Source organism: Microbacterium album (assembly GCF_014643695.1).
In the GTDB taxonomy this organism is placed as follows: Bacteria; Actinomycetota; Actinomycetes; order Actinomycetales; family Microbacteriaceae; genus Microbacterium; species Microbacterium album.
Map to the genome: position 1 here is coordinate 261,288 of NZ_BMJY01000001.1, position 14,640 is coordinate 275,927.

The 14,640-nt window shown below is 71.4% G+C and carries 14 protein-coding genes; 12 read left to right on the top strand and 2 right to left on the bottom strand.

Annotation, left to right across the window (positions count from 1 at the left end; all coding sequences use genetic code 11):
* Nucleotides 1-3: 3 nt before the first annotated feature.
* Together phnD and IEX37_RS01365 are read right to left on the bottom strand one after the other, a co-directional pair.
* A complete protein-coding gene (phnD, locus tag IEX37_RS01360) occupies nucleotides 4-915 on the bottom strand; it encodes a phosphate/phosphite/phosphonate ABC transporter substrate-binding protein (RefSeq protein ID WP_188754452.1) in 912 nt (303 codons plus the stop codon).
* 215 nt (nucleotides 916-1,130) lie between these two features.
* Complete coding sequence (locus IEX37_RS01365; protein ID WP_188754453.1) at nucleotides 1,131-2,075, bottom strand: COX15/CtaA family protein; 945 nt, start codon at nucleotides 2,073-2,075, stop codon at nucleotides 1,131-1,133.
* A gap of 226 nt (nucleotides 2,076-2,301) precedes the next feature.
* On the opposite strand from IEX37_RS01365, the gene sufB reads away from it, so the two are divergent.
* From sufB to IEX37_RS01425, 12 genes are all read left to right on the top strand, one after another.
* Nucleotides 2,302-3,720, top strand: coding sequence for a Fe-S cluster assembly protein SufB (gene sufB / locus IEX37_RS01370; RefSeq protein ID WP_188754454.1), 1,419 nt, complete (start codon nucleotides 2,302-2,304; stop codon nucleotides 3,718-3,720).
* Nucleotides 3,721-4,956, top strand: a complete 1,236-nt coding sequence (sufD, locus tag IEX37_RS01375; RefSeq protein WP_188754455.1) for a Fe-S cluster assembly protein SufD — start codon at nucleotides 3,721-3,723, stop codon at nucleotides 4,954-4,956.
* Complete coding sequence (locus IEX37_RS01380) at nucleotides 4,953-5,282, top strand: non-heme iron oxygenase ferredoxin subunit (RefSeq protein WP_188754456.1); 330 nt, start codon at nucleotides 4,953-4,955, stop codon at nucleotides 5,280-5,282. Before sufD ends, IEX37_RS01380 begins: the two co-directional genes overlap by 4 nt.
* 53 nt (nucleotides 5,283-5,335) lie before the next feature.
* On the top strand, nucleotides 5,336-6,106 hold the full coding sequence (sufC, locus tag IEX37_RS01385) for a Fe-S cluster assembly ATPase SufC (RefSeq protein WP_188754457.1): 771 nt from the start codon (nucleotides 5,336-5,338) through the stop codon (nucleotides 6,104-6,106).
* 9 nt (nucleotides 6,107-6,115) lie between these two features.
* Nucleotides 6,116-6,445, top strand: coding sequence for a metal-sulfur cluster assembly factor (locus IEX37_RS01390; RefSeq protein ID WP_188754458.1), 330 nt, complete (start codon nucleotides 6,116-6,118; stop codon nucleotides 6,443-6,445).
* Between the two features lie 45 nt (nucleotides 6,446-6,490).
* Entirely contained in the window at nucleotides 6,491-7,642 is a 1,152-nt protein-coding gene (locus IEX37_RS01395) for a MalY/PatB family protein (protein ID WP_188754459.1), read from the top strand.
* A gap of 597 nt (nucleotides 7,643-8,239) precedes the next feature.
* Nucleotides 8,240-9,661: an HNH endonuclease signature motif containing protein gene (locus IEX37_RS01400; RefSeq protein ID WP_188754460.1), complete on the top strand. Its 1,422-nt coding sequence runs from the start codon at nucleotides 8,240-8,242 to the stop codon at nucleotides 9,659-9,661.
* A gap of 30 nt (nucleotides 9,662-9,691) precedes the next feature.
* Entirely contained in the window at nucleotides 9,692-10,666 is a 975-nt protein-coding gene (locus tag IEX37_RS01405; RefSeq protein WP_188754461.1) for a siderophore-interacting protein, read from the top strand.
* Complete coding sequence (locus IEX37_RS01410; RefSeq protein ID WP_188754462.1) at nucleotides 10,663-11,661, top strand: FecCD family ABC transporter permease; 999 nt, start codon at nucleotides 10,663-10,665, stop codon at nucleotides 11,659-11,661. Before IEX37_RS01405 ends, IEX37_RS01410 begins: the two co-directional genes overlap by 4 nt.
* Nucleotides 11,658-12,683, top strand: coding sequence for a FecCD family ABC transporter permease (locus tag IEX37_RS01415; RefSeq protein WP_229662996.1), 1,026 nt, complete (start codon nucleotides 11,658-11,660; stop codon nucleotides 12,681-12,683). The genes IEX37_RS01410 and IEX37_RS01415 overlap by 4 nt, the downstream gene beginning before the upstream one ends.
* A complete protein-coding gene (locus tag IEX37_RS01420) occupies nucleotides 12,680-13,522 on the top strand; it encodes an ABC transporter ATP-binding protein (RefSeq protein ID WP_188754463.1) in 843 nt (280 codons plus the stop codon). The genes IEX37_RS01415 and IEX37_RS01420 overlap by 4 nt, the downstream gene beginning before the upstream one ends.
* Nucleotides 13,523-13,556: 34 nt before the next feature.
* Nucleotides 13,557-14,582 (top strand): ABC transporter substrate-binding protein, encoded by a 1,026-nt coding sequence (locus tag IEX37_RS01425; protein ID WP_188754464.1) that lies wholly within the window; start codon nucleotides 13,557-13,559, stop codon nucleotides 14,580-14,582.
* Nucleotides 14,583-14,640 lie beyond the last annotated feature (58 nt).

A 14,640-nucleotide genomic window follows, 5' to 3' on the forward strand; every position in this document is an offset into this window, starting at 1 on the left:
CGGTCACTCGAGGTCGGAGATGTCGACGTCGGCCACGGCCGCGATGTCGACGAAGGGCTGGAAGAGCGCCTTCTCGGGCTCGAGGATCGGCTCGACGCCCTCCGGGATCCCCTCGACGTACAGGCCGAGCACGTCGGCGTTGTCGGCGCTCCACACGGCGGGGATGGCGCTCAGCAGCGCCTCGCGCTTCTCGGCACTCATCTGCTGGCTGCCGAGCACGGCGATCCCGACCGGCATCGAGATGCTCTCGCCGAGCGACCGGGTCTCGCCGGGCTCGAACGGGAACATCGGCGAGCCCTGGCCCGCGAGCTTCGGGAAGAAGGTCGCGGTGCAGGCGACGTCGGCCTGGCCCTGCTGCAGCGCGATGAAGCTCCGGTCGTGGCCGCCCGAGAGCAGGGGCGTGTAGTCCTCGTCCTTCGTGAGGCCCGCGGCGTCGAGCATGTGGATCGGCATGAAGTAGCCCGAGCTGGAGGCCGGGTCGGCGAACGCGACGACGGTGTCGGGCGTGATGTCCTCGAGCGACTGCAGAGGCGAGTCGTCGAGCACGAGGCACGTGGAGACCGGGTCGTCGGATCCGGGCCACGCCACGAGGGCGTCGACCTCGCCGGTGTTGACGGCCAGCGCGGACGGGAAGCCGCTCATCATGACCATGTCGGAATGTCCGGCGCGGACCGCCTCGATCGCGGCGGAGTAGCTCGGGACGTCGACGATCTCGACGTCCATCCCGGTCTTCTCGGCGAGCAGGTCCTGGAGGGCGTCGACGGGCGTGACGGCGTTGGGGTCGTCGCCGAGCGGCAGCGTGGCGACCCGGATCGTTTCGGGGGCGGCGTCCGCCGGGGACGCGGCGCAGCCGGCGAGGAGGACGGCGGAGCCCGCGGCGAGCGCGCCGAGGAGGAGCGGGGTGCGGTGACGCATGAGGTGCCTTTCGGGGGAGGACGCCCGCTCGGTCGGTCGGGCTGCTCGCCCCAGTGTGCGCACCGAAGGTTTCCGGCAATTACGAGACTGCCGATACGCGAATCGACATCTTCATGAACGCAGGGTTACGAAACCCGCGTTCCCGTAACCCGGCCGGGAGCGAAGCGACCCGGGCCCCATCTCCGACGGGACGACCCCGCAGCCTAAGCGGAACCCTACGAGCCAGACACCGGACGCTTCAGGCGCAGAACGACCACGGTGAACGCGGCGGCGGACAGCGCCGCCAGCACCATGTGAATCCCCACGAGCAGCTCGGGCAGCCCCTCGCGGGCCTGCCAGACGCCGACGAACACCTGCACGGCGAGCGCGGCGAGGAGCGCGATGAGCCAGCGGCGGGGCGGCAGATGCAGGGCCCACGCGGCGATCAGCATCACGAGCACGAGTCCGAGCAGGATGTAGCCGGGCCACGCGTGGATGTGAGCGAGCAGAGTGGCATCGAAGCCGTCGCGCACGACGTTCGCGTCGCCGGAGTGCGGGCCGTTGCCGGTCGTGAGCACGCCGAAGAAGATGGTGGCGGCGAGGGCAAGCGTCGTGATGTGGGTGAGCACGGCGAACCACGTGGGCACGGCGCGGGTGCGCGGCCCCGGCCGGTCGTACGCGCGCACCAGGAACGCGGCGGTGACGCAGACCAGCAGCAGCGACGCCGTGTAGTGGAATCCGACGACGAACGGGTTCAGGCCGGTCCAGACGGTGATGCCGCCGACGATGGCCTGGGCGACGACGCCGCCGACCACGACCGATGCGAGGACGAAGAGATCGCGTCGCTCGGCGCGGATGCGCAGGACCAGCACGAGCACCGCCAGGGCGAGCAGCCCGACCACGCCCGTCATGGTGCGGTTGCCGAACTCGATGACACCGTGGATCCCCATGTCCTCGGTCGGCACGAGCGAGTCGGGTGTGCACAGCGGCCACTCCGAGCACCCGAGGCCTGAGCCGGTGAGGCGCACGGCGCCGCCGGTGGCGATGATCGTGACCTCCGCGATGAAGGACAGCCAGGCGAACACGCGGATACGGCGGTCGACCGACTCGGGGAGGCGATCCCAGAAGCGTCGGCCAGGTCCGGACGGGGCGGCGGGGGGAGCGGCGGTGTCGACGGACATGCGGTGGGCCTCCTGGCGGGGGGCTGGGCGGGCGCGGCCCCGGAAGGGGCTGAGCCTGTAGAATCGGGAGTGCTGCGGATGCGGGCGAGCAACTCGCCGCACCGCCCACAGTCTAGGCGCGGCACCTTCGCGTCTCGTATGAAGGCCCACCGACGGCGACCCCGGCTCGATCAGGGGCGCCGGGGCGGCTGATACCGTTTGCGGCCTATGAGGAGAGTGTGACGTCATGTCCGATGTGCTGATCGACCGTCCCGAGCTCGAAGGTCTGGGGGTGTACGAGTTCGGCTGGCACGATGCGGATGTCGCGGGTGCCAGCGCGCGCCGCGGTCTGAGCGAGGCCGTCGTCCGCGACATCTCGGCCCTCAAGAGCGAGCCCGAGTGGATGCTCAAGACCCGGCTGAAGGGGCTCGACCTCTTCGGCAAGAAGCCCATGCCGACCTGGGGTGCGGACCTCAGCGACATCGACTTCGAGAACATCAAGTACTTCGTGCGCTCCACCGAGAAGCAGGCCCAGTCGTGGGAGGACCTTCCGGAGGACATCAAGAACACGTACGAGAAGCTGGGCATCCCGGAGGCCGAGCGTCAGCGCCTCGTCGCGGGCGTGGCCGCGCAGTACGAGTCCGAGGTCGTCTACCACCAGATCCGCGAGGACCTGGAGGCGCAGGGCGTCATCTTCATGGACACCGACACGGCGCTGCGCGAGCACCCCGAGTTCTTCGAGGAGTACTTCGGCACCGTGATCCCGGCCGGCGACAACAAGTTCGCCGCGCTCAACACGGCCGTATGGTCGGGCGGGTCGTTCGTGTATGTGCCGAAGGGCGTGCACGTGGAGATCCCGCTGCAGGCCTACTTCCGTATCAACACGGAGAACATGGGTCAGTTCGAGCGGACGCTGATCATCGCCGACGAGGGCTCGTACGTGCACTACATCGAGGGCTGCACGGCCCCGATCTACAAGAGCGACTCGCTGCACTCGGCCGTGGTCGAGATCATCGTGAAGAAGAACGCGCGCGTGCGCTACACGACGATCCAGAACTGGTCGAACAACGTCTACAACCTCGTCACCAAGCGCGCCGTGGCGCACGAGGGCGCGACGATGGAGTGGATCGACGGCAACATCGGATCCAAGGTGACGATGAAGTACCCGTCGATCTTCCTGATGGGGGAGCACGCGAAGGGCGAGACGCTGTCGGTCGCCTTCGCCGGTCCCGGCCAGCACCAGGACGCCGGCGCCAAGATGATCCACATGGCTCCGTACACGCAGTCGTCGATCGTCTCGAAGTCGATCGCGCGCGGCGGCGGCCGCGCCGGCTACCGCGGCGAGGTCCGCGTGGACGCGAACGCGCACCACTCGGCCAACACCGTGCGCTGCGACGCCCTGCTGGTCGACACGATCTCCCGCTCCGACACGTACCCGGCGATCGACATCCGCGTCGACGACGTGCAGCTCGGCCACGAGGCGACCGTGTCGAAGGTGAGCGAGGAGCAGCTGTTCTACCTGATGAGCCGCGGGCTCCCGGAGGACGAGGCGATGGCGATGATCGTGCGCGGCTTCATCGAGCCGATCGCGCGCGAGCTGCCCATGGAGTACGCCCTCGAGCTGAACAAGCTGATCGAGATGGGCATGGAAGGATCGGTCGGCTAAATGACCAGCTCGACGAAGGCGCCGGATACGGCGCAGGACAGGCACGCCCACGTGGACCCGGCGGCGCAGGTGGCGGACACCAGCGCGCCCGTTCCCGGGGTCCCGGTGCAGACCCGCTCGGAGCGGCTGCGCTCGTATGAGCCGGCCGTGTTCGGGGTGCCCAGCGGCCGTGAGGTGAACTGGAAGCACACGCCGCTGAGCCGCGTGCGGCCGCTGTTCGAGCCCGCCGCGGTGAACGACGGCGTGGAGTACGCCGTGACCGCGGGCGAGCAGTACGTCGGCGCTCCGCTCGCGGCGGGCCAGGCCCCGCGCGGCGAGTTCTTCACGCCCGAGGACCTGCCGGCGGCCGTCGCCTGGCAGGGCGCGACCGAGGCGCTGCACATCCGCGTGCCGCGCGAGGAGGAGGTCGCCGAGCCGATCGTCGTCTCGATCGTGGGGCAGGGAGCCGACCGTCGCGCCGACGGCCACCTCGTGATCGAGGCGCTCGAGCACAGCAAGGCCACCGTGGTGCTGCGCCACTCCGGATCGGCGCAGTACGCGCAGAACGTGGAGATCATCGCGCGCGACGGAGCGAACCTCACCGTCATCAGCGTGCAGCAGTGGAACGACGACGCGATCCACGCGGCCGCGCACCAGACGCGCGTCGACCGCGACGCGTCGGTGCGTCACGTGGTCGTGAGCTTCGGGGGCGGCGTGGTCCGCGTGAACCCGAACCTCGAGCTGTCGGGCACGGGCTCGCACGGCGAGATGTACGGGCTGAGCTTCTCGGACTCCGGCCAGCACCTCGAGAGCCAGGTGTACCTCCACCACAAGGGTGCCGAGACCAGCGGCGACGTGCTGTACAAGGGCGCGCTGCAGGGCGAGAGCGCGCGCAGCGTGTGGATCGGCGACGTGCTGATCGGCCCGGACGCGACCGGCACCGACTCGTACGAGGCGAACCGCAACCTGGTCCTCACGAACGGCGCGCGCGCCGACTCGATCCCGAACCTCGAGATCCAGACGGGCGACATCAAGGGCGCCGGTCACGCCTCGGCGACGGGCCGCTTCGACGACGAGCAGCTGTTCTATCTGCAGGCGCGCGGCATCGCGGAGGACGAGGCACGCCGCCTGGTCGTGCTGGGCTTCCTCGCCGAGATCGTTCAGAAGATCGGCATTCCCTCGCTCGAGGAGGAGCTCACGGGGCTCATCGAGCGTGAGCTCGCCGCCGGCCCTGACGGGCAGGGAGCCCCGGCGTGAGCGCCCGGCGCGTCTGCGCCCTGAGCGACCTGCAGCAGGACCAGCCGCTCAAGGTCGAGGTGGACGGCATCCCGATCGCCGTCGTCCTCGACTCCTCGGGCGAGGTGCACGCCATCGGCGACACCTGCACCCACGGGGACATCTCGCTGTCCGAGGGGTTCGTCGAGGGCGACACGCTCGAGTGCTGGGCCCACGGCTCGGCGTTCTCGCTGCGCACCGGCAAGCCCCTCAACCTCCCCGCCTACGAGCCCGTCCCGGTCTACGTCGTGCAGATCGACGGCGACGACGTGCTCATCGATCCCGCCGCCACGAAGGCGATGTCCTAGGCCCCGGCCACGGCATCCCCGGCCCACGAACACCGCGAAGAAAGAAGTCTGATATGTCCGTCCTCGAGATCCGCGACCTGCATGTGACGGTCGAGACCGACGAAGGCACGACCCCCATCCTCAACGGCGTCGACCTCACGGTCCGCTCCGGCGAGACCCACGCCATCATGGGCCCGAACGGCTCCGGCAAGTCGACCCTGGCCGCGACGATCGCCGGCCACCCCAAGTACACCGTCACGAGCGGCTCGATCACGTTCGACGGCGAGGACGTGCTCGAAATGGAGGTCGACGAGCGCGCCCGCGCCGGCCTGTTCCTCGCGATGCAGTACCCCGTCGAGATCCCCGGCGTCACGGTGACGAACTTCCTGCGCACCGCGAAGACCGCCATCGACGGCGAGGCCCCGTCCCTCCGCACCTGGACCAAGGAGGTCAAGGAGGGCATGAAGAACCTGCGCATGGACGACCGCTTCGCCCAGCGCAACGTGAACGAGGGCTTCTCCGGCGGCGAGAAGAAGCGCCACGAGATCCTGCAGCTCGAGCTGCTCAAGCCCAAGATGGCGGTCCTCGACGAGACCGACTCCGGCCTCGACGTCGACGCGCTCAAGATCGTCTCCGAGGGTGTGAACCGCGCCATGGAGAACAGCGGCCTCGGCGTGCTGCTCATCACGCACTACACGCGCATCCTCCGCTACATCAAGCCGGACTACGTGCACGTCATGGTGGGGGGACGCATCGTCGAGGAGGGCGGGCCCGAGCTGGCCGAGCGCCTCGAGAACGAGGGCTACGACCGGTATCTGGCCCCCGGTGAGCCGGTTCAGGCGTAGGATCGCCGCATGACCGCGACGCTCACCTCGGAGAAGTACGACGAGGTCATCGAGGCGCTCAAGGACGTGATGGACCCCGAGCTCGGGGTGAACGTCGTCGACCTCGGCCTCATCTACGACCTCGCGTGGGACGACGAGAACGACGCCCTCATCATCCACATGACGCTCACCAGCGCCGGCTGCCCGCTCACCGACGTGCTCGAGGAGCAGACCGCGCAGGCGCTGGACGACGTCGTCGAGCGGTTCCGCATCAACTGGGTGTGGATGCCGCCGTGGGGTCCCGAGCGGATCACCGACGACGGCCGCGACATGATGCGCGCGCTCGGTTTCGCCATCTGACGCGGCGCTGCTCGGATCCGCAAGGGGAGGGCTAGGCTGGAGCGGGTGACGACACCGCTGGACGCGCTCCCGATCGAACGGCTCCGCACCCGTACGAGCACGAAGTGGGCGCGCTATCCCGACGACGTGCTGCCGCTGTTCGTGGCGGAGACGGACTTCGAGCTCGCGCCGCCGATCGCCGAGGCCCTTCACGCGGCGGTCGCGCGCGGCGACACCGGGTACACGCCGCCGCGCACGCGCCTGCCCGAGTCCTTCGCGGGGTTCGCGCGCCGACGTCTCGGGTGGGACGTGGACCCCGCACGCGTCAGCACGACGTGCGACGTGATGATGGGCGTGGCCGAACTGCTGCGGGCGGTGACCGAGCCCGGCGACCGGGTCATCGTCACACCGCCGGTCTACCCGCCGTTCTTCGCGGTGCACGAGGAGTCCCGCACCGAGGTGGCGCGTGTCCCGCTGCTGCGCTCCTCGGAAGGCTGGGAGCTCGATCTGGACGGCATCGATGCGGCGTTCGCGACGGGTGCCAAGGCCATGCTGCTGTGCAACCCCCACAACCCCACCGGCACGGTTCACTCGCGCGAGAGCCTCGCCGAGCTCGCGCGCATCGCGCAGCGGCACGGCGCCTGGATCGTGAGCGACGAGATCCACTCGCCGCTCACGATGCCCGGCGTCACGTTCACGCCGTTCCTGACCGCCGCCCCCGAAGCGGCCGAGGTCGGGTTCGCACTCACGAGCGCGAGCAAGGCGTTCAACCTGGCGGGTCTGAAGTGCGCGCTGCTCGTGACGGCCGGCGACGCGCCGACGCGCATCGCGCGCGGGATCCCGGACGAGGTCGAGTGGCGCACGTCGATCTTCGGCGTGCACGCCGGGATCGCCGCCTTCGACCACGGCGACGCGTGGCTGGACGCCCTGCTGGCCCGTCTCGACCTGAACCGCCGCCTTCTTGCCGACCTCCTCACCCGGCAGCTTCCCGGGGCGCGATACCTGCCCGGCGACGCGGGCTTCCTCGCCTGGGTGGACCTGAGCGCGCTGGACTGGGGCGACGAGCCCGCGGCCCGCATCCTGCGCGAGGCCCGGGTCGCCCTCAACCCGGGCACGACGTTCGGCGACGAGGGCCGCGGCCACGTACGCATCAACTACGGCACGGGCCCGGAGATCCTGGAGGAGGCGGTCGGCCGCATCGGGGCCCTGGTCGGCTGACGGGGGGCTTTTCTTTTCCTCCCGCGCTGTTCTTTTTTCCCACGCTCTTTCTTTTTCTCCCACGCGTCGGGCCCCGGGGGGCCGCTCCGCGAGGGAGGCGCTTCGCTTTGCTTCGCGCGCCGGCGCTGCGCGCCTGGTGGCGGGCGCACTCGCGCCCGCACGCTCGCGCTACGCGCTCGCACCGGGTTGAGGTGGGTGGGTGGGGGTAGGGGGCTTTTGGTTGCTCGTTGAGTGGGGCCGCGGTCGCGCAGTCGAAGCCGAGGCAGGGGGCCGAGGTTTTTCCGGTCGTTGAGCGGAGCGGCGGAGCCGCGGAGTCGAAACGGGTTGAGCGGAGCCGCGTAGCGGCGGAGTCGAAACCGGGGCGGGGCGGGAGGCGCGGGTGGGGCGGGGCTTTGTCTGCTCGTTGAGCGAGCCGGAGGCGAGTCGAAACGCGGCCCCGAGCTTGCGCCGGGGGCTGGCCGTATCCGGTGGGGCGGGCCCGCACTCCTCGTCCCCAGCACACCCCGAAATGGGGTTGCCCACGGGTGTGGGTTTCGGGTGTGGATCGGCGGTTTCCCGGGGCCTCGAATGTCGGTGGTCCGGCCTACCGTTGGGGGTATGGAACAGCGGTACGCGACCAGCGACGAGGGGCGGGATGTCCTCGCTTCCCTCGATGCGTTGCGTGCCCTGATCCGTGACACCGCTGCCCTGTCGGACACCGACCTCGTCGATGCCGTAGGCACGGTAGAAGCGTTGGGGCGGATGGTCGACGCCGCCCGAGTCCGTGTGGCCGGTGAAGTGGACGTCCGGTCTGCCCGCGACTCCGAGGACCGCCTCTCGGCCCGGTACGGGTGCCGCAACGGGGTGGAGCTGCTGGAGCGCACGACCCGGGTGTCGGCGAAGACGATCAACGCGCGTGTCCGGTTGGACAAGCGCACCCGGCCCCGGGTGTCGTTGACCGGAGACGAACTCCCGGCCCGGTTCCCCCACGTCGGCCAAGCACTACGAGACGGCACCCTCGGCGCGGATGCGGCGCACGAAGTCACGACCGTGCTGAGCAAGGTGGAGGATCGTGCTGACCCGGTCGAGTTCGACGCGGCCGAAGCCACGACGGTGGCGTACGCCACCGGTGCGCTGGAAGAGCAGGCCGGGATGATTCCGCCGACGTGCGGTGAGGTCGAGGTGCACGCACGCACCTGGGCGGCGTACCTGGACCAGGACGGCCCCGCACCCGACGCGGAACGCGCCGCCCGCAACCGGGGTCTCACTCTCGGCACGTCCCGGGACGGGGTCGTCCCCCTGCGCGGTTCCCTCCTCCCGGAGGTCGCCGCCGGGCTGCAGCGGCTGCTGGACGCGCACCTGAACCCCGCCGTCCGCTTCACCCCCACCGACCCCGAGGACCGGGACGAAACCGAAGCGTGGTCGCCGGATGAGGCGGTGTACGACCCCCGCACGAACACGCAGAAGCGGCACGACGTGCTCGCGGTCATCATCCACACGGCGGCGAAAGCCACAACCACCCCGACACTGGGTGGCGCAGCACCCACCCTCGTCGTCACGGTCGCCGAGGAAGACCTCCACGACCCCACCGCCGCGGCGCGCATCGACGACACCCCGGTCCCGGCGTCCACCGCGCACCGGATCGCGTGCACCGGGGCCGTGCAGAAGATCATCCACGACCGCACCGGAAGGATCATCCGCCTCGGCACCCCGGAGCGGGTGTTCAACACCCACCAGCGCCGGGCGATCACCGCCCGCGACGGCGGGTGCGTGATCCCCGGGTGCACGATCCCCGCGGCGTGGTGTGAGATCCACCACGTCGACGAACACGCGAACGGCGGCCCCACCCACACCGACAACGGGGTCCTGCTCTGCTGGTGGCATCACCACAACCTCGACCGCTCCGGGTGGGACATCCGCATGAGAGCCGGCACTCCGGTGATCAAGGCCCCACCCTGGATCGACAGGCGCGGCACCTACCGCCCCGCACCCAACGCCCTCACTCGCCGAAAGCCCACGCCACGGGCGAGGAGTAGCTAAGGCTTACCTAATAACGTAGAGTGGACGACCGTGACCGCTCTCGCCCCTTCCCTCACGCGCCCCGCGTACCGCCCGTACCGGGCCTGGGTGCGCGATGTCCAGCGGCTCAGCCCCCACTTCGCGCGGATCACGTTCGCCAGCGACGACTTCCGCCATTTCGGCACCGCGGGCCTCGACCAGCGCATCAAGGTGCTGATCCCGTTCCTCGACGGATCCCTGTGCGACGTCGGGCAGGACGACGAGGGCATGCTCCTGGCCGGCACCTGGTACGACGCGTGGCGCGCGTTGCCGGAGGAGCGGCGCAACCCCTTCCGCACCTACACGGTCCGCCGCATCGACAACGACGCGTGCGTGCTCACGGTGGACTTCGTGCTCCACCACGACCCCGGCCCCGCCGGCGCGTGGGCGGAGTCGGCGCGAGCGGGCGACGAGATCGTGATCGTCGGGCCGGACGAGCGCAGCCCGCACTCGCGCACCGGCATCGACTGGCAGCCCGGCAGCGCGTCGCGCCTGCTGCTCGCAGGTGATGAGACCGCGCTGCCGGCGATCGGGGGCATCCTCGACGCGCTTCCCGCGGACCGCTTCGCAGACGTGTTCATCGAGATTCCCACGGCGGACGATGCGCGCGTCCTCACGGCGCCTCCGCACGCCGACGTCCGCTGGGTCGTCCGCCAGGGCGGCGGCGGTCGCGCGCGGGAGCACGGCGCCGGACTCATCGACGCGGTCACGGAGTGGGCTGCGGCGAACGGAGACACCCTCTCGCGGGCCGCGGCGCCGCGGCCGCAGGAACTGGCCGACGTCGACGTCGACCGCGAACTGCTGTGGGACAGCCCCGCCGCGCTGGGCGCGCCGTCCGCCGATGGCGAGTTCTATGCCTGGATCGCGGGGGAGGCCGCGACGGTCAAGCTGCTGCGCCGGCTGCTCGTCTCCGGCCACGGCGTCGACCGCCGGCGGGTCGCCTTCATGGGGTACTGGCGACGCGGCCTCGCCGAGCGAACGGGATGACCGGACGCTCCCGTCGGGGGCTCGCGCTGCTGCTCGCCGGAGTGCTGCTCGCACTCGTCGCGGTGCTCGCGGGCCTCGCCCTCGGCACGCGCCAGATCCCGCTGCCGACGGTGATCGACGCCCTCCTGGCATACGACCCCGCGATCAACGACCACGTCGTGGTCGCGACCCAACGGATCCCGCGCACGCTCATCGGCGTCGTCGCCGGCGCAGCGCTCGCGATCGCGGGCGCCCTGATGCAGGGCGTGACGCGCAATCCGCTCGTGGACCCCGGACTCCTGGGCGTCAACGCCGGGGCCTCCGTGGCCGTGCTGCTGGCCATCACGCTGCTGCACATCACGCATCCGGCCGGCTACGTCTGGTTCGCGTTCGTCGGCGCGGCCGCCGCCGCGGCGCTGGCGTGGGCGATCGGGTCGGCCGGTGCGGACGGCGCCAGTCCCGCGAAGCTCGCGCTGACCGGAGCGGCCGTGACGGCAGGGCTCACATCGGTCGTGCTGTTCATCCTCTCGACGAGCGCGACGGCCCTCGGCACGTTCCGGTTCTGGTCCGTGGGATCGCTGACCGGGCGAGGGCTCGACACGCTCGCGCTCGTGCTCCCCGCCGTCGCGATCGGCGTCGCCCTGGCCGCCCTGGCGTCGGGAGGCCTCAACCTGCTCGCGCTCGGCGACGACACCGCACGCGGACTGGGGCACTCGGTGCGCACCACGCGGGCCCTCGCGCTGCTGGCCACCGTGCTCCTGTGCGGGGCGGCGACGGCGGCGGCGGGACCGCTGGTCTTCGTCGGACTGGTGGTGCCGCACGTCGTGCGGGCCGTCGTCGGCAGCGACTACCGCTGGATCGTCGTGGTGTCCGCGCCGCTGGGCGCGGCACTCGTCGTGCTGGCCGACGTGCTGGGACGCCTGCTCTCGGAGGTCGAGGCCGGGCTCGTCGTCGCGTTCATCGGGGCTCCCGTGCTGCTCGCGCTCGTGCTGCGGCGGAGGCAGGTGGCGGTGTGAGCCAGGGCGTCCTCTTCCTCGGTGTCCGGCGAGCGACCGCGCGCCGTTCGGCCGTCGTCGCGACCGTCATGGCCGCGATCGCCGCGCTCGCGCTGGGCGTCGCGCTGCTGCTCGGCGACTTCGTGCTCTCGCCCGGAGCGATGCTGCAGGCACTGTTCGGCGGCGGGACCCCCATCGAGCGATACGTGGTCTGGCACGTCCGGATGCCGCGCGCCGCGCTGGCGCTCCTGGCCGGAGCGGCGCTCGGACTCGCGGGCGCGCTCTTCCAGACCATGCTGCGCAATCCGCTGGCCAGCCCGGACCTGCTGGGCATCAGCGGGGGAGCGAGCGTCGGCGCCGTGTTCGCCACGCTCGTCGCGGGCTGGACCGGCGCGGCGGTCGCCGGCGCCGCGTTCGCGGGCGCATCCATCGTCGCGGTCGTGCTGCTGCTCGCGGCCCGCACGCTCGCGGACGGCGGATACCGCCTGGTGCTGGCGGGCGTCGGCATCGCCTTCCTGTGCGCCGCGATCGTGGGATACCTGCTCAAGCGGGCGCAGCAGAACGAGGCGGGATCCGTGCTCATGTGGATCACCGGCAGCCTCGGCGCCACCACGTGGGAGCCCGTGCTGGTGCTGGGTACGGTGCTCGTCGGCGGTGCCGTCGCCACGACGCTCCTCGCACGGCCTCTGGAGCTGTCGGAGCTGGGCGACCCTCTCGTGCGCGGCCTCGGGTCACGGCCCGCCGCCGTGCGCGCGGGCGTCGTGCTGGTCGCCGTGCTGCTCGCCGCCACCACCGCCGCGTTCATCGGGCCCGTCTCGTTCGTGGCTCTGTGCGCCGCGCCCATCGCCCGCACGCTCGTGGGACGCGGCGCCCTCGCCCTGCCCGCCGCGGCGTTCACGGGCGCCGCCCTGCTGCTGCTCGCCGACGTCGTGGCCCAGCACGCCTTCCCGGGTGCCGCTGTGCCGGTGGGCGTCGTGACGGGCGCCGTGGGTGCGCCCTACCTGCTCTGGCTGCTCGCCTCGTCGAAGGGACACCGCGCATGACCGACACCCCGCATGCCCGGGCGGAGGCCGAGGGATCCCGCCTGTCCGCCCGCGGACTCGCCGGCGGCTACCCCGGTCGCCGGGTCATCGACGGGCTCGACCTCGACATCGCGCCGGGTCGCATCACCGCGATCATCGGTGCGAACGCCTCGGGCAAGTCGACGCTGCTCGCCCACCTGGCGCGCCTCCAGCAGCCGGCGGAGGGCGCCGTCCTGCTCGACGGCGAGGACCTGCGTGCGGTGCCGCGGCGGCAGCTCGCACGCGTGCTCGGCATCCTGCCGCAGCAGCCCATCGCCCCGGAGGGCCTCACGGTCGCCGAGCTCGTGGGACGGGGGCGCCACCCCCACCGGGGACCGCTCGGCCGCTGGAGCGTGCGCGATGCGTCGGCCGTGGACGATGCCATGGCCGCAACGGGCGTCGCCGAGCTCGCCGATCGGCCGATCGGAGAGCTGTCCGGCGGGCAGCGCCAGCGGGTGTGGATCGCCATGGCGCTCGCCCAGGATCCACGGGTGCTGCTGCTCGACGAGCCCACGTCGTTCCTCGACCTCGCGCACCAGCTGGAGGTGCTCGACCTGCTCCGGCGCCTGAACCGCGAGCGCGGCACCACGATCGTCGTGGTGCTGCACGAGCTCGGCCTCGCGGCCCGCTACGCCGACGACCTCGTCGTCATGAAGGACGGCGGCATCGTGGCGCACGGCGCGCCCGGAGACGTCCTGACCGCCCCGACCATCGCGGACGCGTTCGGGCTCGAGGCGCTCGTCATCCCCGACCCTCTCACGGGAACGCCCCTCGTCGTCCCCGTGCCCGGCGGCGCGCACTCCGCGCCCGACCCTGCCTGACCCGGCCCGACCGGCCGCATACGAAAGGAAGTCCATGACGCTCTCGCGCACGACGGCCCGCTGGGCCGCCACCGCCACCGCGGTGCTCGCGCTCGCCCTGTCGGGCTGCGCGTCCGACCCCGCGCCCTCGGACACGTCCGACGCCACCGGCGACGGGACCTTCCCGGTGACCGTCTCGCACGTCTTCGGCGAGACCGTCATCGAGCAGGCGCCTGAGCGCATCGCCACCTGGGGATGGGGAGCCGCGGACGCGGTGCTCGCCCTCGGGGAGGTGCCCGTCGCGATCCCGCAAGAGAACTACGGCGGCGACGAGAACGGCGTGCTGCCGTGGATCGCGGAGGCCCTCGAGGAGCGGGGAGCCGAGACGCCCACCATGCTCCCGTCCGACACGACCGGCGCCCTGCCCGTGGAGGCCATGCTGCAGGCGGCCCCCGACGTCGTGCTCGCCCCCTATTCGGGCATCACGCAGGAGGAGTACGACCAGCTCACGGCGGCGGGCGTGGACGTCGTCGCCTACCCGGAGGTGGCGTGGGCGACGCCGTGGCGGGACGTCATCCGGATCACCGGCGAGGCGCTCGGCAAGAGCGCCGAGGCCGACGAGGTGCTGGCCGGCATCGACGCCGAGATCGCGGCGCAGGCCGAGGCGCATCCCGAGTTCGAGGGGCTGTCGATCGCGGAGGTGTGGAACGTGGGCGGAACCTTCTACGTCTACCTGCCGTCCGACCCCCGCGTGGAGTTTGCGGAGGACCTCGGCTTCGTCAGCGCGGACTCGGTGACCGAGCTGGACACCGGCGAGTCGACGTTCTTCTACACCCTGAGCTACGAGGAGCTCGACAAGCTGGAGGCCGACGTCCTGCTCATCTACGGCGACACCGAGGCCGAGGTGGAGGAGTTCCTCTCCTCCGACCAGGGGCAGCTGCTGCCGCAGGTGCCGGACGGCAACGTCGTCCGCATCACCGGCGAGCCCGCCGTGGCGTCGGTCGCTCCGCCGACCGCCCTCTCGCTGAGCTGGGGCATGGACGACTTCGTCGCCGCGCTCGAGGCCGGCATCCGGCCGTAGCCCCGGCCGCCCCACCTCGGACCTTTGACTAGCGTTCGTGCTGCTTACTAGCGTTCCC